The 21,333-nt window shown below is 40.0% G+C and carries 24 protein-coding genes and 1 riboswitch; of the genes, 18 read left to right on the top strand and 6 right to left on the bottom strand.

Going from position 1 to position 21,333, the window contains the following annotated elements; translation table 11 throughout:
- The first annotated feature begins 11 nt into the window (after positions 1-11).
- The 9 genes from ACQV1I_RS18460 to ACQV1I_RS18420 all read left to right on the top strand — a co-directional run bounded on the left by ACQV1I_RS18460 (position 12) and on the right by ACQV1I_RS18420 (position 7,912).
- Positions 12-755, top strand: coding sequence for an amino acid ABC transporter ATP-binding protein (locus ACQV1I_RS18460; RefSeq protein ID WP_116333462.1), 744 nt, complete (start codon positions 12-14; stop codon positions 753-755).
- Positions 756-1,066: 311 nt separating this feature from the next.
- Entirely contained in the window at positions 1,067-2,242 is a 1,176-nt protein-coding gene (locus ACQV1I_RS18455) for a WG repeat-containing protein (RefSeq protein ID WP_116333461.1), read from the top strand.
- 140 nt (positions 2,243-2,382) lie between these two features.
- A complete protein-coding gene (locus tag ACQV1I_RS18450) occupies positions 2,383-2,583 on the top strand; it encodes a hypothetical protein (RefSeq protein ID WP_104065803.1) in 201 nt (66 codons plus the stop codon).
- A 133-nt stretch (positions 2,584-2,716) separates the two neighbouring features.
- Positions 2,717-2,983 carry a hypothetical protein gene (locus ACQV1I_RS18445; RefSeq protein ID WP_094699577.1) on the top strand — a complete coding sequence of 89 codons (267 nt, stop codon included), beginning with the start codon at positions 2,717-2,719 and terminating at the stop codon, positions 2,981-2,983.
- Between the two features lie 74 nt (positions 2,984-3,057).
- Positions 3,058-3,242, top strand: a riboswitch (Lysine riboswitch).
- A 134-nt stretch (positions 3,243-3,376) separates the two neighbouring features.
- Positions 3,377-4,087: a 2,3,4,5-tetrahydropyridine-2,6-dicarboxylate N-acetyltransferase gene (gene dapD, locus ACQV1I_RS18440; RefSeq protein WP_018673378.1), complete on the top strand. Its 711-nt coding sequence runs from the start codon at positions 3,377-3,379 to the stop codon at positions 4,085-4,087.
- A gap of 73 nt (positions 4,088-4,160) precedes the next feature.
- The gene (locus tag ACQV1I_RS18435; protein ID WP_094699576.1) at positions 4,161-5,381 is read left to right on the top strand and encodes an aspartate aminotransferase family protein; all 1,221 of its coding nucleotides are present in this window, start codon (positions 4,161-4,163) and stop codon (positions 5,379-5,381) included.
- Entirely contained in the window at positions 5,382-6,524 is a 1,143-nt protein-coding gene (locus ACQV1I_RS18430) for an N-acetyldiaminopimelate deacetylase (protein ID WP_116333460.1), read from the top strand.
- Between the two features lie 332 nt (positions 6,525-6,856).
- Positions 6,857-7,450, top strand: coding sequence for a hypothetical protein (locus ACQV1I_RS18425; RefSeq protein ID WP_094699574.1), 594 nt, complete (start codon positions 6,857-6,859; stop codon positions 7,448-7,450).
- Between the two features lie 96 nt (positions 7,451-7,546).
- The gene (locus ACQV1I_RS18420; protein WP_018673374.1) at positions 7,547-7,912 is read left to right on the top strand and encodes a DUF4912 domain-containing protein; all 366 of its coding nucleotides are present in this window, start codon (positions 7,547-7,549) and stop codon (positions 7,910-7,912) included.
- 65 nt (positions 7,913-7,977) lie between these two features.
- On the opposite strand, the gene ACQV1I_RS18415 is transcribed toward ACQV1I_RS18420, so the two are convergent.
- The gene (locus tag ACQV1I_RS18415) at positions 7,978-8,616 is read right to left on the bottom strand and encodes a glycoside hydrolase family 73 protein (RefSeq protein WP_094699573.1); all 639 of its coding nucleotides are present in this window, start codon (positions 8,614-8,616) and stop codon (positions 7,978-7,980) included.
- 137 nt (positions 8,617-8,753) lie between these two features.
- Positions 8,754-9,182 (bottom strand): DUF1885 family protein, encoded by a 429-nt coding sequence (locus ACQV1I_RS18410; protein ID WP_018673372.1) that lies wholly within the window; start codon positions 9,180-9,182, stop codon positions 8,754-8,756.
- A gap of 181 nt (positions 9,183-9,363) precedes the next feature.
- Here ACQV1I_RS18410 and ACQV1I_RS18405 point away from each other — a divergent pair, with 181 nt between their 5' ends.
- The 4 genes from ACQV1I_RS18405 (at position 9,364) to ACQV1I_RS18390 (ending at position 12,905) form a co-directional block, all read left to right on the top strand.
- Complete coding sequence (locus tag ACQV1I_RS18405) at positions 9,364-9,888, top strand: MarR family winged helix-turn-helix transcriptional regulator (RefSeq protein WP_018673371.1); 525 nt, start codon at positions 9,364-9,366, stop codon at positions 9,886-9,888.
- Positions 9,889-10,112: 224 nt separating this feature from the next.
- Complete coding sequence (locus ACQV1I_RS18400; RefSeq protein ID WP_018673370.1) at positions 10,113-10,409, top strand: DUF3055 domain-containing protein; 297 nt, start codon at positions 10,113-10,115, stop codon at positions 10,407-10,409.
- Positions 10,410-10,692: 283 nt separating this feature from the next.
- On the top strand, positions 10,693-10,815 hold the full coding sequence (locus ACQV1I_RS18395; protein ID WP_094699572.1) for a GapA-binding peptide SR1P: 123 nt from the start codon (positions 10,693-10,695) through the stop codon (positions 10,813-10,815).
- A gap of 179 nt (positions 10,816-10,994) precedes the next feature.
- Positions 10,995-12,905: a hypothetical protein gene (locus ACQV1I_RS18390; RefSeq protein ID WP_116333459.1), complete on the top strand. Its 1,911-nt coding sequence runs from the start codon at positions 10,995-10,997 to the stop codon at positions 12,903-12,905.
- A 75-nt stretch (positions 12,906-12,980) separates the two neighbouring features.
- On the opposite strand, the gene ACQV1I_RS18385 is transcribed toward ACQV1I_RS18390, so the two are convergent.
- Both ACQV1I_RS18385 and ACQV1I_RS18380 read right to left on the bottom strand, forming a co-directional pair.
- A complete protein-coding gene (locus tag ACQV1I_RS18385; protein ID WP_018673368.1) occupies positions 12,981-13,496 on the bottom strand; it encodes a hypothetical protein in 516 nt (171 codons plus the stop codon).
- 159 nt (positions 13,497-13,655) lie between these two features.
- Positions 13,656-15,128, bottom strand: coding sequence for an aminotransferase class I/II-fold pyridoxal phosphate-dependent enzyme (locus tag ACQV1I_RS18380; protein WP_094699569.1), 1,473 nt, complete (start codon positions 15,126-15,128; stop codon positions 13,656-13,658).
- A gap of 167 nt (positions 15,129-15,295) precedes the next feature.
- Between ACQV1I_RS18380 and ACQV1I_RS18375 the strand changes: the two genes are divergently transcribed.
- On the top strand, positions 15,296-16,279 hold the full coding sequence (locus ACQV1I_RS18375) for an NAD(P)H-dependent flavin oxidoreductase (protein WP_116333458.1): 984 nt from the start codon (positions 15,296-15,298) through the stop codon (positions 16,277-16,279).
- Between the two features lie 104 nt (positions 16,280-16,383).
- On the opposite strand, the gene ACQV1I_RS18370 is transcribed toward ACQV1I_RS18375, so the two are convergent.
- The gene (locus ACQV1I_RS18370; protein ID WP_018673365.1) at positions 16,384-17,016 is read right to left on the bottom strand and encodes a YktB family protein; all 633 of its coding nucleotides are present in this window, start codon (positions 17,014-17,016) and stop codon (positions 16,384-16,386) included.
- Between the two features lie 406 nt (positions 17,017-17,422).
- Between ACQV1I_RS18370 and ACQV1I_RS18365 the strand changes: the two genes are divergently transcribed.
- From ACQV1I_RS18365 to speD, 4 genes are all read left to right on the top strand, one after another.
- On the top strand, positions 17,423-18,025 hold the full coding sequence (locus ACQV1I_RS18365) for a hypothetical protein (RefSeq protein ID WP_094699566.1): 603 nt from the start codon (positions 17,423-17,425) through the stop codon (positions 18,023-18,025).
- 218 nt (positions 18,026-18,243) lie between these two features.
- Positions 18,244-18,750: a DUF4446 family protein gene (locus tag ACQV1I_RS18360; protein WP_116333457.1), complete on the top strand. Its 507-nt coding sequence runs from the start codon at positions 18,244-18,246 to the stop codon at positions 18,748-18,750.
- A 340-nt stretch (positions 18,751-19,090) separates the two neighbouring features.
- Positions 19,091-19,687 carry a hypothetical protein gene (locus tag ACQV1I_RS18355; protein ID WP_018673362.1) on the top strand — a complete coding sequence of 199 codons (597 nt, stop codon included), beginning with the start codon at positions 19,091-19,093 and terminating at the stop codon, positions 19,685-19,687.
- A 324-nt stretch (positions 19,688-20,011) separates the two neighbouring features.
- On the top strand, positions 20,012-20,416 hold the full coding sequence (gene speD, locus ACQV1I_RS18350) for an adenosylmethionine decarboxylase (protein ID WP_003336632.1): 405 nt from the start codon (positions 20,012-20,014) through the stop codon (positions 20,414-20,416).
- Positions 20,417-20,528: 112 nt separating this feature from the next.
- On the opposite strand, the gene ACQV1I_RS18345 is transcribed toward speD, so the two are convergent.
- A complete protein-coding gene (locus tag ACQV1I_RS18345) occupies positions 20,529-21,305 on the bottom strand; it encodes a YhcN/YlaJ family sporulation lipoprotein (protein WP_094699564.1) in 777 nt (258 codons plus the stop codon).
- Between the last annotated feature and the right edge of the window lie 28 nt (positions 21,306-21,333).

Raw genomic sequence — 21,333 nt, 5'->3', positions numbered from 1 at the left:
AGAGAACCAGCATGATTGAGATAAAAGGACTTCATAAAAGTTTTCAACAAGTTGAAGTATTAAAGGACATATCTGTAGCTATTAATAAAGGGGAAGCCGTCGTCATCATAGGTCCCTCAGGTTCTGGAAAGACTACACTGCTTAGATGCATGAATCTTTTGGAAATACCTACGAGAGGAAGCATGCAAATAGGAGACCAACGTCTAGACTTTATTCCTACTACTAAAATGAAGGAAAAGGAGTTGCTTCCTGTTCGTAAGCAGTCAGGAATGGTTTTTCAGAGTTATAATCTTTTTCCACACATGACAGCGTTAGAAAATGTGATGGAAGGACAGGTTATCGTTAAAAAACGTTCTAAGGAAGAAGCGAAGGCGAGAGCGGAGGAAATGCTTACAAAAGTGGGACTCTCTGATCGGATGAACATGTATCCTCATCAGCTATCTGGAGGACAGCAGCAGCGGGTAGGTATTGCCCGTGCGATGGCATTAGATCCGGAAGTGTTACTGTTTGATGAACCAACTTCTGCGCTAGACCCAGAATTGGTTGGTGAGGTATTGAAGGTCATGAAACAGTTGGCAGAAGAAGGTATGACAATGGTGATCGTGACACACGAAATGAATTTTGCGCGAGATGTAGCCGATCGCATTATTTTCATGGATGGTGGTGTCATTTTGGAGCAAGGAACTCCTGAAGAAATCTTCGAGCATTCGAAAAACGAACGAACTCACCAGTTTTTACGGCGTATACAAGCTTAAATGAAAGAGCACTGGAGCTAATCCAGTGTTTTTTTTGCTTTCTTTACCAATAGTAAGCTCAGATCAGAATGTAGGTATAGCGTTATTTTTTATGTAAAAAAAATTGGTAAAAAAAGATGAAAACGTTTTGGCAACTGAGTACGTCTAATAAATAAGTAAACAGGAAAGCCTAAAAGACGAGGCCAAGGAATGAGACAACTTTAATAAATAGCACTTATTTTTTATGTAAAGAATACATAGCGAGTAACTTAGTAAAAACGACGTGTCTCTTTTCAATAATGATAGGAAATTTGCGGAAGCAGGTGGATAGTATGAATATCTCTAAATGGACAAAAACAGGTATTGTCGCAGTACTTTGTCTGCCATTAATACATGTAGCGGGTTCACAAAATTTTTTACTGGCAGCCGAGAAACCAGCATTTGTAGCTCAGGTGTCCAAAGAGACAACAGGGGCTACAGTACAAGGAGCACAAACGATAACAAACCCCTCTGGTGTAAAAGAAACTGTTTCAGCTGATGATAGACAAGAGGTTCGCCTATATTCCATTCAGGATCAAGATAAACATGGTTTTATTGATGCAACTGGAAAGGTAGTGATCGCTCCTCAATTTGAAGTGGTTGGTGAATTTCATGAGGGGCTTGCCGTTGCTAAAAAGGATGGGAAATATGGGTTTATCAACCAACAGGGCTCATTTGTTATCCCAGCTCAATATGACGAAGCAGATTCATTCTCAGAAGGAGTAGCTGCTGTTAAAACAGGGGATTATTTTGGTTTTATCAACAAAGATAATAAGATGGTGATTCCAGCAAAGTTCCAATTTGCTCGTAGCTTTCAAAATGGTCTAGCTGCCATTGGTGAAAATCATAAATATGGTTTTATTAATAAGCATGGGCAAATCGTGATTCAACCAGAATATGAGATTGTCTGGGGCTTTCAAGAAGGTACTACTGTAGCGTATAAGGATGGAAAAGCAGGTTATCTTGACCAAACAGGAAAAGTCATTATTCCCTTTACCTATCAAATTGCTAATCCATTTCAAGAGGGGCTAGCCTTAGTATATGAAGGTGAAGAAAAAGGATATAGTCTCATCAATAAGCAAGGCCAGGAAGTTGTGAAACCAGATGGGTTTGAACCTGGAAGCTTTTCAGAAGGAGTAGCCGACGTGATGGTAGCTGTGGACGGAGATTATAAAGCTAGCTATATTAACAAAAAAGGGGAGTTTTTACTTCCACCTACCTATGAACGTACATTACCTTTTTCAGAAGGACTCGCTTCCGTCAAGGTGAATGGCAAATATGGTTTTATTAATAAGCAAGGTAAAATGGTCATTAAACCTCAGTTTGAATCAGGCGGTGTATTTCACAATGGCTTAGCTTATGAGGTGACCCATGACGAACAAGGATATAGCTTTTGTTATGTAAATAAACAAGGTGAAATCGTTTGGAAAAGTTCAGTTATGAAGGAGTTTCCAGGGGATTTGGAATAGCTGTGTCGAAGCTCTCGCGAATTAGTAGCGAGAGCTTTTATTGTGAATAAAAATATGTCTAAAATGTGTCTAAAGTCATTTGAATGTTCTGTTAAATAAAGTATAATATTGGTAATGATTTGGAAAGGGGAAATAAAACCATGGAAATCGGCATTGCTATGTATCCGATCATAGGTTTCTTAGTCTTCTCTTTCATCTTGTTCTACTACTTGTATAAAGGCCTTATGAAGGATACAACAAAGCACGATGAGGAGCATGTATGGGTTGAATACGATACGAGCTTTATGAAGGAGACTCCTCACTCACAGAAGAAAAAAGCAAAAAGTAATCAGCAAATGTAAACACAAAAATGGATAAAGCACTCCTTATAGGGGGTGCTTTTTTACTTCTGTAATTTTTAAATTTGCTGAATTGTATGTTATAAATAAATGGAAAGGATTCGAATTTGGTAGTTTCTTAAAAAGGAGAGCGTTCATGCGTAAACCATATCTGATTGGACTTGTGTTTCTAGCTGTTTGGTTTGTTTGGTTCCTCTATGGATTAAGGTTTTACCGAGGAGAACAATTTAGTTCCTTATTTTTATTAGTTGCTTTTGGAACTGGAGTTTTTCCCATCTATTTTAGTTTCGTTCATTTATTAATTGGTGAACGTTCTAAGCAATGGATCAGTTGGGTTGGGATTGTTGCTACGGCGTTTGTGATCGTACCCGTTTCCCTTTTTCTTTTATACCGATTTGCTTAAAAAATCCATTTGTACAAAGCGGTTGTCAGGTAAGGGTTTATCTGATAAAGTGAAGTGAAAATTACATAAGAATAATCCAAAATAGAGGTGCGCAGCGGATGAGTCATCCTGTTTGCTTTACATCGCCGGGACGATGAGAACAGGATAAAAGGTCAATGCGCCGAAGTCGTTGCTGACCGGCAATCTACGGCTGGGGTGTACGTGAATAACGTACGTCTTGTCATGAAAGGTGTGCCTTTCGTGGAGCGCTATTTATGAGTTGCCATGGTAAAACCAGCAATGAGTAGGCGAATCCACTCATTGCTTTTTTGCTTATCAAGGGGTTATTCTTTTTCCAAACAGTAATTTTGCAAAAGCTATTACATAAACCAAATTGGTAGGAGGAAACAATCGATGAACATGATGGATGCCCACGAAATTATCAGCTTTATTCAAAAGAGCGAGAAGAAGACGCCTGTGAAGGTACATGTAAAGGGTAATTTAGAAGGAATTGATTTTGGTAAAAATACAAAAACCTTTATTACAGGCAATGTAGGTGTGTTGTTTGGCGAATGGAAGGACGTACAGCCTGTACTTGAAGCAAATAAGGACAGTATTGAAGACTATGTAGTAGAGAGCGATCGTCGTAATTCTGCAATCCCGATGCTAGATACAAAAGAAATTCAGGCACGTATTGAGCCGGGCGCTGTCATTCGTGATCAGGTTCACATTGGAAATAATGCGGTTATTATGATGGGCGCCGTGATCAATATCGGTGCTTCTATCGGAGAAGGTACTATGATCGATATGGGTGTTATTATTGGCGGTCGCGGAACGGTTGGTAATAACTGCCACATAGGAGCGGGAGCTGTCATAGCGGGCGTCATCGAGCCACCTTCTGCGACTCCTGTCATCATTGAAGATGATGTATTGGTTGGAGCAAATGCTGTTATTTTAGAAGGTGTACGTATTGGCCAAGGTTCAGTGGTTGCTGCGGGAGCTGTCGTTACACAGGATGTTCCTGCGAACGTAGTAGTGGCGGGTACACCGGCAAGAATCATTAAAGAGATTGATGCAAAAACCAAGTCCAAAACGGAGATTATGCAAGAACTTCGTCAGCTATAAATATGTAAGAAACCGTAAGGCATATATCATATCAGCTAGTAATTGATTGAGCTGAATAAAGGGGCGTCTTCCCATGACGGATTGGCTACAAAAAGATGAAACCTATTTGATGTCCACCTACAAACGATTGCCGATTGCAATTGAAAAGGGAGAAGGCAATTATTTACTTGATACAGAGGGAAAAGCGTATCTTGACTTGTTTACTGGTCTGGCTGTCTCTGTTCTGGGCCACTCTCATCCCAAAATTGTAGAAGCTCTTGTAGAACAGGGAGAAAAATTCTTGCATATCTCCAACATTTTTTTGAACAAGCCAGCCATCACATTGGCAGAGCAGTTAGTTAAGCATACAATTCCAGGAAAAGTATTTTTTAGTAACTCAGGGGCTGAAGCAACAGAAGCGGCGATTAAGCTTGTCCATAAATGGGCTAAAATGACCGGAAGAGAGAACGCTGGGGTTGTTGTGCTAAAAAATAGCTTCCACGGTAGAACGCTTGGAGCTGTCAAACTAACAAGACAAGCCCATGTTTACCAGGATTACCCTCTGCCAACCTTTCCTGTATATGAGGTAGCTCCTGGTGATATAGAAGGGTTGCAAAACATTATCACTACGTATTCACCTGTTTGCTTGTTAATGGAGCCTGTTCTCGGATCAGGTGGAGTCATACCGCTTTCTGAGCATTTTTTGGAAGCAGCTTTTGCTCTGTGTAAAGAACATGACGTGCTATATGCCATGGATGAAATTCAAACAGGCATGGGGCGAACTGGGAAACTATTTGCCTACCAGCATACGTCAGTACAACCTGACCTCATCTTATTTGCCAAAGGTGTAGGCGGTGGATTACCGCTTGGTGGGGTGATCGCTGGAGAAAAACTGGCGAATCTTTTCAAGCCGGGAGATCATGGAACAACGTTTGCCCCATCTCCATTGAGTGCAGCATTGGGCAATGCGGTTATGGGAGCATTGTTGAAAGATGGATTACTTGACGAAGGTAAAAAGCAAGCTGATTATTTGTGGGATCGCATAGCCCATTTAGTTGATGAATATCCACAGCTCCTATCTGACATTAGAGGTAAAGGTATGATGCTTGGTATCCAGACGAAGCTTACTCCAGAAGAGGTCAGCCAAGTTCAAAAAGGGATGCTAGAAGCGGGCTTTTTAATTGATGTTACGCAGAAAACGATTATTCGCCTGTTACCTCCGCTCACCCTAACCAGCGAGGAAATTGATCAATTTATGGTTTGTTTCCGCGAAGTCTTGGAGCAAACGGCCCACGTGAAGGGAGAGATTATGTAAATGTCATCTCCCTTTGTAGCTATTCGTCGTGAGCTACACAAAATCCCAGAACCTGGATTTTCTGAGTTTAAAACGCAGCAGTTTTTGCTTTCGTTTATTGCTCAATTACCTCAGGAGCATATTGAAGTGACGACTTGGAAAACGGGTGTGCTGGTTAAAGTGAATGGGACATCTCCAGAGCGGATGCTAGCTTGGCGTGCTGACATGGATGGACTACCGATTGAAGAGGATACCAGCTATGATTTTCGCTCGGAACATCCAGGATATATGCATGCATGCGGACATGATATCCACATGGCAATTGGACTTGGTATTCTGAGTGAGTTTGCCAAAAGTCCTGCTGTAGATGATCTATTGTTTGTTTTTCAACCTGCAGAAGAGGGGCCGGGCGGTGCGGAACCGATGCTAGCAAGCCCTGAATTTCGTCGCTATCAACCCGAGGCAATCTTTGCTCTGCATATCGCACCAGAATATCCTGTTGGAACCATTGCAATGAAAGAAGGGGTTTTCTTTGCCAACACTTCAGAATTATTTATTGAGGTGAAGGGGAAGGGGGGGCATGCAGCTTATCCGCATCTTGCCAATGATATGGTAGTTGTAGCGGCCCATCTTGTGACCCAATTACAAACGATTGTTGCACGCAATGTGAATCCACTAGATGCCGGAGTAATTACGGTAGGTAAAATAGAGGGCGGTACAAAGCAGAATATTATTGCTGAGGTAGCTCGATTAGAAGGAACGATTCGCACACTGTCTCAGGATTCTATGCATAAGATTAAACAGCGGATCGAATCGCTTGTTCAAGGGATAGAGGTAGGCTTTGATTGTGAAGCGACAATTGATTACGGTGCCATGTACTGTCAGGTATACAATGATCCAAAGCTTTCAAAACAATTTATGATCTGGTTGGAACAGCAGGATGATGTTACGCTGGTTCGGTGCTCGGAAGCGATGACTGGTGAGGATTTCGGATACTTTTTGGCTGATATCCCTGGCTTTTTATTTTGGCTTGGCGTAGATACTCCCTATGGATTACATCATGCTAAGCTAGAGCCAAACGAACAGGCCATCGGGAATGCAATCGAAATCGTTACCCGTTTCTTTCGCCGATATGCAAACGTTATGTCAAATGAAAACAACTAAAAAGCAACGAAAGACGGCCTGTGGGTCGTCTTTTGTTATATGCAAAAATAAGCCTTGGTTATCCACAATCTAATCTAAGTTATAGAAGGGAAAAGTAAGCCTTTCGATCAGAATGGGCATCAGATCACTATTATCCACTTGTGAATAAACGTTGAGAACATATTGTGGATACTGTGGATGAAGATAAAAAAGTTCTTTTTTAACCACAACTATTTAAGGTATGGTGCGTCTAAGATATAGAGAAAACAAAAAGGAACAAATATCCTTTTGATGTGAAAGCATACAAGTACAGCTTCGGCTTTCTATATATTATGATTGATGGAGGAATTTAGATGAAAAAGAAATGGGTAGCAGGCTTTGCAACTATCATCGTTGTAGCTACAGCAACGACTGCATGGGGAGATACAAGCATACGTACATATTTCAATGGTGAGCGCAATACCAAAATAGAAATTACGGCTTCAACACTTGATGCGACACAAGAATTAATTAATAGCCTTGGTGGCTTTGCTACTTATGATAGAGAGACAGGCAAATTGTTCATCGATAAGCCGAACGTGAATATTATGGTGTTAGAAGGAGTTCAGCAAAATAAAAACAATGATATCGTGCTGACTAATCCGGTAACAGGTTTTCTGGAAAAGAACATTCCACGTAACTTCGGAGTGTATGTAGAAGTAGATAATGTCGTTGATGCTAAAGATATGAGTGTTAAAGTAAATATTATCGGTCCAGATGGCAATGTGGTGGATAGCAGCAAGGAGAAATCCTACTCTGTTCGCGATGGTGGATTCTTTTTCTCCCAACCCTTTGTATCCACCAAGTTAAAAAAGAACGGTACGTATAAAGTACAATTGACAATGAAAAAAGAAAAAGATGCAAACATGATCGTTGTAGGAGAAAATTCCTTTACAGTAGGGAAATAAAATGCTCTTCCACCGTTTTCAAAATTAGCTACCTGATGATATAATAGTTAGAAGTAATTTCTATTATGTAATGTAAGAAAGGAAAGATGAAAGCGAATGAAGACAAAAGCCACGCGGTCATCAACAGATACAGACGGCCCGAGTATACGTATTGCATGGAAAGACTCCCAATCCATTTTAGCCTCTTGGCTTGTGACGGAGGAATACCAGCAAGAGATTGAGCAAGAATTTTCCATTCCATTCCATGAGTTGCCGTTAGTTCTGCGTCTGTATGATGTAACGTACCGGATTGAAATTAAAAATGACGGGCTAGACAGCTACACAGATTATGATATTAATTACCGAGCAAGCAATTGGATTCTCTACGGAGTAATGGAAGGGTGCAAATATTGTGTCGATCTCGGCATACGTATGGTAGACGGAAGATTCTATTCGCTAACCAGATCCGAAATACTTTCGTAACACCTATAGGAAAGACAGGACCCGATTAGGGAACCTGTCTTTTGTTTTTTCATCACGCATCTATTCTATTTACCTTCACGACATTTGTCATATACACGTAACGCTACTGCTAATACAGCCCAGACAGGCATAGGTTTATCTAAGTCATTTAACCATTCAGGGGACGTGATGATTCCCTCTGCTAGGGCACGCCTACCTACTTCTAGCTTCCAAGTGGCTACAAATTCCTCGGATGGGGCCTTTTTTTGATCATACTGGGTTAGGTTGTAGGCTTCGATTAATTTTTGTAGCTTTTCCGCATATTCTGGATCGGTAGCGTAGCCGGCTAGTTTTAGATGTTGGGCTGCTTGAAAAGGGGTAGTCGCTTGAATAACCGTTTTATAACGAGGGGTTAACAAGATTTGTGAATGATCTTCAATGGATTCAAGAAAGCTGTTATAGGCTTTGAATTCTTGTGTTTTCGTCACCCATGTACCTTGAAGATATTCTTTTGTTTCTACATGTACAGAGCCTGCTGGTCCTACCCCTTTTATTCCAAAAATGTTGTAGGATATCCGACCTGTAGCAGGATCTCTTGGGATGGAGTTACCAAATCCAGATTCTAAAATAGCTTGAGCAATGGTTATGGAGGCGTAAATATGATACTTTTCAAAGGCAAGCTGAGCTGGTGCACTTACAAGCGAAATGAAATCAGAGCGTTCCATAAAAAAGCACCTCCTTTAGACTGAATGTTGGAGTCAAAGAAGGCACTTATAATGATATAAGCACCTCCACTATGTATCATATTGGGGGGGTGCCATTTTGCTTGGACAAATGTACAAAACGCTAAAAAAATACAAATTTAAGGCTTGCGTGGCTGAAAATATTGAATTCTTCCGTTGAATAGATGAAGCTCTCCTTTTAGTTCACGGGCCAAATAGCGACAGTATTCGTTGCCTTTACTTTTATCGTTTTGAGTTGCCGTGTCGGGAATACTAACCTGAATGAAAGCGCGCTCCTGATCGTCTTTTAGATGTGTGCCTACGCCAATGATCACATATTTATAAAGATTCTGATCTTTACCCTTTAAAATGAAAAATGTGTCTTTTCCTTCCGCTGGTTCTTCGATATGATAGGGAAAGGAGGCATCTGTATAACTCCAATCCAATTGTTGGCCTGTTTTACTGGTTTTATCTTGATATTTTTGTAAAAATGTTTTGACATCATCAAGAGTAACCGTGGAGGCGATGGAACCATCTACTAGATATACATAGGCGGATTGCATATTCACGAATCAGTTCACTCCCATATCAAAAGTACGGATTTTTTCTACTTTAAGTGTAGCATTACAGTTTAGGCTTCTGCAAGCGGACACAAAAAACGGAAAGCAATTGATTATATTTTCTGAAAATAGTACAATGATGAAAATTTATACTTGTAGAGAGACAAAAATCAGTTGGGGGAATGGGAAAATGAAGGATACAGCGGTACGACAGGTGCATGAAGCGTTAAATACATTACGAGCAATCAATGTTGTGAACAAAGACGATTGGGAAAGAGCTGCAAAGGCAGCGAATTTGGACTCATCTGTACAATTAAATATTTTGTGGATCATTTGCTGCTACGAAGGAGTACGTGTTACACAGATTGCTGATTGGACGTTTTGGCATCCCTCATCTATTGTTATTCATATAAAAAAGCTGATGGAAAAACAATTAGTAAGCATTGAGAAATCCGATATTGATGGAAGGGTTGTTCATGTGTATCCTACAGGCGCAGGTCGTCAGGTTATTGAAAAAAGTAGGAAAAATACGCCTAGTCTCTTCCGCTTGACAGAGGCTTTGGAAAAATTGAAAGAACGTTACTCTGTTGTAGTAGTAGAACTGTTTTTTGAATGTATATCATTCCTTGCTCAGACATTGCACGGAGCAGATAAGGTGAGATGGATCCAGGAAGGCGAAGAGCGTTTTCCTGAGAATCAAAGCTCTGCCGGTTGAATATCCTCTGTAATAAGTACGGAAATAAAAGGTAAAAGTTTCAAATTATTTAAAAAAGGTTACATTTGAATGTGCAACTTTTTCAAATGTAAGGAATGGGCTTGATCGAAAGGAACTTTTTTATCTCCATCTCATATTCTAATAAAGCCATCGTTGGGCTTATAACTAGGTAAAGATAGATAGATGAGGAGATAAAAGATCATACAAGATGGGAGGGTATCGCGATGGAAGCAATGGAATTGTTGTATGACGTGAACGAAGATGCTAAAGTTCGTTTTCTAGGCTTTGCAACCGACACAACTCGCTATGATTTTGGAATCGTGTATACACATCGTTTTTTCGGGAAACCACTGGTGGTATGTATGCAGACAGGGCAATCAACGCTACTAAGTTCAGAAGACACCATGAATCCAAAACATCTGCAACAAATCTTTAAATTGACTTGTCTGACCCAAGCAAATGAGCTCTCTCAATTCTTTCGTGATAACTTACCGTCCATGCCTTTTCAGGATCAATACTAGCCTAGATACAGTAGATAGTTGGAATATGACAGCCCCCTTCGCAATGAAGGGGGCTGTTGTTTTGGCTTTATTAAATGATTTAAAGTTAATGTGACATACTAATGATTCGATTAATAATTGATTTGAGATTATAGCAATAAAAAACGGACCAAACAGTTACGTTTATTAGCCTATTGACAGTTAAAGTATGACGTATTAAGATTAATGTAACACATTTATAAAACTAATGTGACATAATAATTCGATTCATTTGCAAGTACATTTATTCCATAGGGGGCTTATCATGACGACAATCGTTTGTCAGAAATGCGGAGACATCATTGATCATTTGGAATCACCACAGGTGAAAACGCTTTATGGTTTATGTGATTGCCCGTGCCATCAGCATGATAATGAACACGAATAGGTTTTGAAGATGTATTTTTTTGAATATATCTATTCCATTGATTATGTAGCACACTCTTTTTGAGTGTGTTTTTTGCTTTTTCATTTCCTGTCAAATATTTTTATTTACTTCTACATTTAAATGATAAATAATAAGAAGGATAAAGATATTGGAAATATTTTGTCGAGAGGAGTTACAAAATGAGGAAGAAAAGCTTTCAGCGATGGATAGCTGTTTTTGCCATGGCAACGACATTGGTTAGCAGTGTGAATCCAGCTTTCGCTTCTAATTATGATGAGGAAAAGCTTTCAGTGAATGGCGATACTGCAGCTGCTCCCTATGGTATGGATTTTGATGGAGATTATGCTGTATGGGTAGAAGAATCTGGGAAGAATTATTCCATCGTGGTTTATGATGTGGATGATGAAAGTATCAAAAAGAAAATTTCTAGCAATAGTTCTAAGAAGGTAGCTCCGCGTATTGATAGAAATACAATAGTGTGGGCTCAACAGGAAAAAAATGGATATGAACTATATGCGTACGATCTAAAAAAAGATAAAGAACGTGTTCTTACAAACCAAGATGCAAGAGTAACTGATCCAGAAGAAATAGTTTTTAAGGACAATGTTGTAGTTTGGAAAGACAAGCGTGATGGTGGAACAAATATTTATGCGATTGAAGTAGGAAGTGACAAAGAATATCGCATATCTACAGGTGGAAAAGCAAGCCATCCTTCCGTTTATGATGACCAAGTGGTTTGGCAAGATGAACGTAATGGAAGATCCGAACTGTATCAAAATCAATTGGGTTCTTCCAAAGAGAACCTAACGTACTGGGGAAAATCTAAACCAACAAATCCCGTCATTTCTGATGATGACATTGCTTTCTTAAACAAATCAACCGGAAATATTGAAAAAACGCAAGTAGAGAGCAGTAAAAGCAAAGTGTTAACTCATGAAAAAGGAACTGAAGAGCTGTTTGATTTTAACGGACGTTACCTGTTATATGGATCGGGCAGCACATTGTATTACCTAGATACAAACAAAGATGATTTGATTAAAGTCAATAATGATTTCAATCATAAAATGCCTCCTGTGATGAGCGGGCGTTATGTGCTATATGCTTCTGGTAAAACCAATAATTTGACATTGAAATTATTTGATACGAAAAAAGAGAAGAGCAAAACGCTGGGCAAGGGCGAAAATTTAAAAAATGTATCCTCTCCAGCAGCTAGCAAAAACTATGTGGCTTTTGTGAAGGAAGGCAAAAAAGAGTCTCGCGTAATGCTGTATGATGCAAAAAATCGCAAAACGATTACAATCTCCCCAGAAAAGCATGAAGCTGAGCATCCAGTGGTAAGTGATTCTTATGTGGTTTACTACGATAATGACGATAAGGTATTAGTGGCCTACGATATCGAAACAGGTGAATCAACGAAGATTACTACAAAGAAAACGGACATAGTAGAGGGCTTGTATGCAATTTATAAAGACCATTTTGTTTGGGTAAGTGGTGGAAAACGTTCGAATACTGTTAACCTGACAAACTTGAAAAAGAATAAAACTTCTGAACTGCATGACTCCAAAGGTGGCATTCGCAGTGTAGCTATCAATAATCAGGCTGTAGCTTTGATTGATGGAGACGACGATAAGTACCAAGATATTGTCATTTACGATTATGAAGATGGCGGCCGTATTATGAAGGAAGAAGTGGAAAATGCAAAAGGTATCGGTCTTGGTGACAGATTTGCAGCTTGGTCTGCTTACAATAGTGATACAAAAGACAAGGACATTTTCGTGTATTCCTTCAAGATGAATCGTACTGATCTTCTGTATGAAGAAGAAGGCGATCAAGAGAATCCAATCGTATCAAATAATATCATTTTCTATGAGACTGAAGTAGAAAAAGGTGGAGACGAAGTAGATAAATATGTCATGTATGACATGGATAGACAACGTTTCAGATCTCCATTTGTTAGTGAGGCTGATCCTTCTGAGATCGCAATTGGTGGCAATCGTTTAGTATGGGTGGATGACCGTGATGATGAAGGTCTATATACATCTGTACTTGGTTCAGATGACGACGATGACGATGATGACGATGAGGACTAATACTAAACAAAAAGGCTGGTAGGATGTAATATCCTATCAGCCTTTTTATCTAATCAGTGAACCGTTATTTATTAATTAAAACATTTTACCGAAAAAGTATAGAAAGAAAATGCCGAACCCATCTAACAGAGTTAGCCACAATAGAAGGGATAGTGGCGGAGAAAAATGCTGCGTTTTCATTTCGCCAATATAATGATTGGCCATTAAAATGTTGGAGAAGAGGACGAGTAAGATATTGGGAGTCACCATCAGTAAGCTTGGGAATTGTAATCCTCTTGCAATTAGGTTAACTAAAGAGGCAGCAAGTAGTACAGTAACACCGTATACGACAGTTTCCAAACTAATTTGGATCAGCCAACGTAGACTGATTTTCTTATAACCGATTAGATAAGTGGTTCCGAATAAAAGAATCCAGCTACAACTAGCGGATATAATGACCCAGTACGCACCGAGATCAAATGACCAATGATCAAAATGTAAGCTGAGACTAGCTCCATATAAGGCAGAGCCGCCAATAGCAAGGATAAGATACCCAATCCATAGAAGGTAGGAATAGGGATTCGTGGTGGTGGATGTGGTAGTAGTGTTCATGTCATTCTCCTTTTCTCAGGCGACGTAGGGCATATCTTATGTATGTTCTATCTATTTACTATACGTCATAGAGTCTAGAAAAGTTTCGAAGTTTATTAGAAGAGGGCCAAAAAAATCCCCTCCTTGTCCATAATGGCAAGGAGAGGACCTTTTTATGTGTTATTCATGTATTGCCGCTTGGCGTTTGACAACCTTGATGGTTTGAATGGTTTCATCTTCAGGACCCTGTACAGGCAGACCTACACGGAGGTTTTCTTTGATGTAATGAATGTTATCAGCTGTGATAACCTCGCCTGGGAATAAAATTGGAATCCCAGGAGGATACACCATGATAAATTCCGTAATAATCCGACCTTCTGCATGCTCCAGAGGGACAATTTCTGTTTCAGAATAAAAAGCATCACGTGGAGAAAGAGAGATCACTGGAATTTCAGGAAGTGAAATTTCAACTAAATCACTTGGTTGGGCATGAGCAAATTCAACAGCTAAATGCTGTAAGGCAGCTACTAGTGTACCAATGGTTTCTTCTGTATCTCCAGCTGTCACAAAGCAAAGAATGTTGTAGAGATCGCTCATCTCAACTTCAATATTATATTTTTCGCGTAACCAATTCTCGACTTCCCAGCCAGTAATACCGAGATTACGTACATGAATGAGCAATTTAGTTGGGTCCATTGCGTACTCAGCCGGCATTCCTAATATTTCTTTCCCTACACAACGTAGTCGAGGAATTTTGTTAATGGCATCTCTAGCGGCGCTAGCCATACGAATAGAACTTTCTATCATTTGTTTTCCGTGTATGGCTAAGTGTTGTCTAGCCATATCTAAAGAAGCCAGCAAAATGTAAGAAGTGGAGGTTGTTGTTAGCATGCTCAGAATGGTTTTCACTCTGTCGACGTCTACAAGCCCTTCTCTTACGTTTAAAATAGAGCTTTGGGTAAGAGAGCCTCCTAGCTTGTGAACGCTGGTAGCAGCCATGTCTGCGCCTGCCTGCATAGCGGATAATGGCATATCTTCATGAAAATGTATATGAACACCGTGAGCCTCATCTACTAGAACAGGGATATTATACTCATGGGCTATTTCTACGATTTGTTGTAAATCCCCTGCAATTCCAAAGTAAGTAGGATTTATTACCAATAAGGCAGCTGCATCAGGATGTGCAGTTAATGCTTTTCGGACTGCTTTTGGCGTAATGCCATGAGCAATCCCTAGCTGTTCATCCATGATTGGATGTATAAATACTGGAATGGCACCGGCAAAAATAATGGCAGCTGTCACAGACTTATGCACATTTCGAGGCAAAATAATCTTGTCTCCAGGGTTGCAAGTCGCCATGATCATTGCCATGATAGCTCCGCTTGTCCCTTGAACAGAGAAAAAGGTATGATCGGCACCAAAGGCTTCTGCTGCCAAATCCTGTGCCTCTTTAATCATTGCTTTTGGATGGTGTAAGTCATCTAGTGGGGCGATATTGATTAAATCAATCGATAACGCGTTCTCTCCAATGAATTCTCGGAACGTAGGATTCATTCCCGTTCCTTTTTTGTGGCCTGGAATATGAAATTGAATGGGATTCCTCTCTGCATGTGCCACCAATCCGCTAAACAAGGGGGTCTTATCCTGTTTCATTATCGTATCGCCTCACTTTATTTTATAATTGTTTGAAAAACAACAAAATTGAGTATAGCAAATTAGGGGGGGAAAGCAAGTATTTTTTTTGCATAAACCCTATGGTGGCAGGATTTATCCCTTTTTAAGCAGAAAGTTTAAGAATAAAGGAAAGGAGGGAATTAGGAATGGAGACCAGAATTACCTCGTTACTTACTATAACGTACCCCATCGTACAAGGAGGATTAGCACATCTGGCGTATGCCGAATTAGCAGCCGCAGTATCCGAGGCAGGTGGACTAGGACAGATAACAGCTATGTCACTCTCTTCGCCAGATGCTTTGCGGACTGAGATTCAAAAGGTGCGCACATTGACCACAAAGCCTGTTGGTGTTAATTTTGCTATTGGACAACATGACCGACCATATGAAGAAATGTTAGATGTGGCTATAGAAGAAGGTATTGGTGTTATCAGTATTACAGGAGGGAATCCAGAACCTCTAATTCGCCGAACGGATGGACATGGCATGAAACGTTTGGTGCTTGTATCAACAGTTAGACAAGCACAAAAAGCGGAAGCTGCTGGGGCTGATGCAGTGATGGCAGTTGGTCAGGAGGGTGGTGGTCATTTAGGGCGAGATGATATTGGAACCTTAGTACTCGTTCCTCGTGTTGTTGATTCGGTTAATATCCCTGTACTTGCAAGTGGAGGAATTGGTGATGGTCGAGGACTTTTGGCAGCGCTTGCATTAGGGGCAGAAGGTGTGGAAATGGGGACGAGGTTTATAGCTACGAAAGAGTGTATTCATGCACATGCTGCCTACAAGGAGGCGCTTATCCAGGCTACTGAGCATGATACCACTGTGATTAAACGCTCACTAGGCACTCCTGCGCGTGTAGTACGTACAAAAGGCTCTGAGTATATTTCCGAACTAGAGAAACAAGGTGTAGGATATGAAGGCTTGCGAGAATATATTAGTGGTTGGAACAATCGTCGGTTTATCTATGAGGGGGATGCAGAGCATGGATTTGGTTGGGCAGGACAAGTGGTTGGCCTAATCCATGATGTTCCTACTGTTCAGGAGTTGTTCGATCGAATGATGGGGGATGTCAATGCATTTCAAACAAATATGCAAAAAATGTTCCAAGGCAAGCAACGACACTGTTATTAATTTTTTATTAAAAAGAAGAACAGGTTCTTTACAATTACATGAAAAAGGACCTGTTCTTTTGCATATAGATAGTAGAAAGCATCTTTATTTACTAGTAATTACTTCTATTCATGGCGATTTAGCATGTACAAACGAGTAAGGACTTGGAATGTTTCCTCTAAGTGAGCAATAAGTGAATCACCGTTTCGTAGGATTGGATCATCCTTATCAATTGTGATTCCGCAAAGAATTTCTGCTTTTTTTACCGTTTGCAGACGCTGGATAAGATGCAATAGCCCTTCTTCACCCAGCTCATTTTGTGAAGTACTATGTGGTTGCATATGATCCGGTGACCAATGAAAGTGTCCTGGCACAAGTGACATGATTTTTTTCAAATGCTTTTCCATGTTATGCCCAATTTCTTGTTTAAACGGAGATTCATAAATAAGGGCATACCAAACAAACAGATGAGTGCCCCACAGTCCAATTTGGAAATGAGGATGTTTTTTGTAACCACGTTTATCATTTGCCCAAGCTACCCATGTATCTTTAGGTGGATTAACTGTACGACGTGCATGTTTTGCTACATGATAAAACATTTCATCTCCTAGTGCTAGTCCAAGCTGAGGAGCAAAATGTTCTCCCAGAAAGGTTAATTTGGGACGAATTTGATCTTTGATTCCTTCCATTCTCTCGTCTAATCCTTCAATGGAAAAAACCGCAAAATCCTCGGAGTGAAAGCCAGAAAAAGTGTTCATATGTAAACTCCTTTCAAATGAGTACACGATTTGTTCTATGGATTTGTAAATGCCTCTTTCCTTTCTCACAAAAGCAAAAAGGGCTCTAGAGCCGTGAAGAAAGCGAATCTCTCTCCATATGATATCATACCACACTAATAAGCAGACTATCGGGGATTTTCCCAGAATGTAACTAGTTTGGTTTCATGACCTAAAATCGGGGTAAGTAAGTAACAGAACAGCATCCCTATTCGTATCCAATAGACGTAGGAAACGCCATCTCTCACTGGTTTTACTTTAAAAAAACGCCAAAAAAACTTGAATGGGAGTGTCACAAAAATAGCTGAACAGTAATAGGATATACAACCCATTCCCAAGGGCTTATTTATAATCTGACTATTCAGTATATTTTTGGGGGATGAAGTGTATGAAAAAAACCTATAACGAGTTAGAGTACAGCAATATCATTGTTTGGTTTGACCGAACTACTTTCCTTTCTTTATTGGATACGCTTCATCAGAATGGATTAACCGTCAGAGTTAAAGAAGCAACTCATTCAATTCGAATGGATATTACAGCAGATAGCGGTGGGCATCAGTTAGTTTTAGCTAAAAACGGAGAACGATACAAGCTTGAGGAATATCACTACGCTGTTCGGGACATTAGGCTAGCGATGATATTGTATCAATTTATTGAACAGGCAAAAGGGCATGCAGTGGTCAAAATCATTAACGAACATCAAATCCTAGTAAAAAACATCAGATACGGGGAAGCCGTACGAATTGTTAAGATTAAAGGAGCTGAGAAAAAAGTGATCTATGAAAAAGCATGTAATGTGACCATGGACCAAGTGATTGCTGCCCTGAAAAGAAGGGATGCCGAAGAAAGAATTCCTGTATTACGACTAGAACTTGATTATGAATTAGCGACGCTATTCGATGCAATACAAAGCAAAAATAACGAGCAAGTGCAACGCTCAAAGGCACAATTAAGATTGCTGCGTAAGGAAATGTTATTACTGGAAGTATAGCTGAAATCATGATGGAATGGGCAGGGTGAGAATGAACCTTCAAGACACAGAGTTTATATGAAAAACGGCTTCTTCGATAGGAAGAGAGGCCGTTTTTCTTGTTACTCACAATAAAATGTGTAACTTTTTTACTGGAAACCGTTTCAAGTAATTGATCTCTTAATAGCTTGGCGGTAAAATGGATAAATATGAAGTTGGTCGAGAAAGGAAGTATTTCTATGCAGCAAGTTTTACTGGCGATTCAGTCACCGTATGTTCTTCTAGGATTATGCGGATTTATACTGCTGAGCCTCGTGTATATTATCGTCTTACATACTAAAATGAATCGGTTACGAAAAAGAATGGATCGTTTCTTTGTTCGAGGCGAGGGAGACAACCTAGAAGAAACAGTTAATCGCTTGCTCGTTGATATGGATGCATGGGAAGGAAAGCTTAGCGATCAGCAATTTGTAGTGAATCGCTTATCCCAAAAAATGGCGACACAAGCAGGGAGTGTTGCAGTGCATCGGTACAATGCCTTTGGAGAAATGGGAAGTGATTTAAGTTTTTCTTTGGCATTTTTAGATGAACAAAAAAACGGAGTAGTCATTACAAGCATTTATGGTCGAGAAGAATCACGGACGTATGCTAAGCCCCTTGAAAAAGGGACATCTGTTTACCATTTATCAGAAGAAGAGCTGATGGTGATTAAAAAAGCGATGACTTCTTCTGTATCCGTCCTATAAATTGTATAAATCTGCGAGATAGTGATAATATAGGAGGTTTTTCCATGTAATTGTCTATAAACTCTCTAAATCGCTATTTTCTTTGGAATCCTGTGATTATTAGGCAGGATTTTTATTTTTTTTTGTGTATAATAAAGAGTAGAGAAGTGTATAAAGATAAAAGTAGGTGATCCGCCTTCATTACCCATTTTGAGTTTAGACTCACGGGGCGGCAAGGTCAGGTTCTACAGCGATCTTTTGTGGATACTTAGCTCCCTTTTCCGTGTTACCAGTCAACCAACCAGATACACATACGTAGCCGATTGGTATTTTGGAAAAACAATGAATTGGGGAGATTTGTATGGCACAGCGTTTAGCTACAAATTACGCAAACGCCTTTTTTACCATGACAGAGCAGGAATTAAAGCAATTTGTTCAACTCTTTGCAAAGGAAAGAGTTCTCTTAATGGAACAGATATTTGAAAATGGGGATCGTGACATCGTCATTGTAGATGGTAGTTCCGAAATACATCTTGCCTTCCAAAAATTTGAAAAACATTTTATTTGCGACAGTTCCTATACAATCAAAGATATCAGTCTTGCCAACGTGATGCGAAAAGCAATGAAAGCTTTTAAGGGTCATGCTGTTGTGCACCGAATTTACGAAAACTTCACGATTATTTATCATTATGATGAAGGTTCAGTGACAAAGATTGAAGAAGTAAATGACACCGAGGAATCCGTCATTTTTGAGCAGGACGGCGCAAGCTACGCCAAGGAATTGCAACATTTATATGCACAAACGTCTAGTGAACAAGAAATTACACAGTTGCGCGAAGAGACGGATCGTCTTCTTGACCTACGCAATTGGGTAGGGATACACAAACCAGACACGGTATCAATAATTGATCAAAAGTTATCTGCCGTTTCACATCGTTTGTTTGTACTAGAAGCATAAAAGTAATCAAAAAATGGGCACTGCTGGTGCCCACTTTTTGTATAAAAATGATTAACTAACATTATCCAGAAAGCCTTGGTAGATCAAGAATTTTTGATATTTTTTTGGATTTATTTGTGGAAAAATTTGATATTTGCAGAATTTATTTTTAAAAAAGTATTGTATTTTTCCCAGAACCATGATAATTTAAATCTCGTTGGAAAAACTAGATAGGAACCAGGATTCACTTCAAAGGGTGGACCAAAGACCCGCCCCCGTTAGTGAATGACGCAGGTCCTAGCGATGTTTCATTATCACACATGCTAGGAAGGGGGAACCGGAAGAATGGAATATTCTACTTTCGGAAGACACGTTGCCATTGACACATGGGGAGTACAATTTGATTTACTAAATGATGCAGATTTCTTGAAGAAACAAATGGTAGAAGCAGCAGAAGCATGCGGTGCGACTGTTCTAAGTGTACAGTCTAAACAATTTGCACCTCAGGGAGCAACTGTATTGGTTCTTTTGTCGGAAAGTCATCTTTCCATCCACACCTACCCAGAGCGCGGATTTGCCGCTTTGGATTGCTACACATGCGGGGAGACAGTGGATCCGCAGGTTGCCATTGATTACATGGTTTCTGTATTAAAACCGGAGAAAGTCTTTGCTAAAAAACTAATTCGTGGTTTAGGTGAATTAGAAGTTGTGGAACCAGAAATGAAGCTTTCTGCAACGACTAACGCATAAGACAACCATTATTATCGAACAAACAAGCAGAGGCGTCCAGCTAGTAGCAGGCGCCTCATTTTTTATTATACAAAAACAGGGCAGACGGTTAACGTTGCCCTGTTTTTGTTATTTAACGAAATGGAGCAGTTATTGTACGTCCAAGATCAGTAACTAACGCACCAAAATCTGAACCGACGTTAGATAAATTGCCCGTTACGGTATTTGGACCGGTCGTCATGTTAGTGCTAGTGTTAGAAAAGTTCGAGCGATAGTTGCCATCGATGCTTTTTACACGCGATAACATCTTGGAGTCAGATGTGACATAAACGCGATGATGAGGTGCTGCTTTAACAACTACATCGTTTACCTCTCGTTCAATCGTACGGCGATGAGATGAATTTTTATGATCTTTCAACTCAATACCAACAACAGCTTCATTTCCATGGACGACGGTAGTCGCTGATTGGACGCCCTTAACCTTCTTAGCAGATGCTGTAATACGATCGGCAAGCTCACGATTATGAGCATGGTTTGCAGACATACCATGGTAACGTTGGCCATTGTTTGCGTAACCACGCATACGAGTGTCTGAGGATTGGTAAAAGCCCGTATAAGGGTAAGTTCCTCCATAGCCATTGTAATTACCAGTACCAAATGTTCCATAACCATGGTAGTTACCAGTACCAAATGTTCCATAGCCATTGTAGTTACCAGTACCTAATGTTCCATAGCCGTTGTAGTTACCAGTACCAAATGTTCCATAACCATTGTAGTTACCGGTACCTAATGTTCCATAGCCATTTGTTCTGTAAGATTGGGTTTGAGTACCTTGCTTTGGAGCAGTTCCGCAAGCAGTAACCGCTGTTAACAGTAAAAGACATGAAGCTGTATACAGGATTTTTTTCATGTTTGTTGGCCACCTCCATTAGGTAGTG

The organism is Brevibacillus sp. JB24b (genome assembly GCF_051713385.1).
Lineage (GTDB): Bacteria > Bacillota > Bacilli > Brevibacillales > Brevibacillaceae > Brevibacillus_B > Brevibacillus_B laterosporus.
Note: the sequence above shows the minus strand (reverse complement) of the source record. Positions and strands in the feature narration are given on the sequence as shown.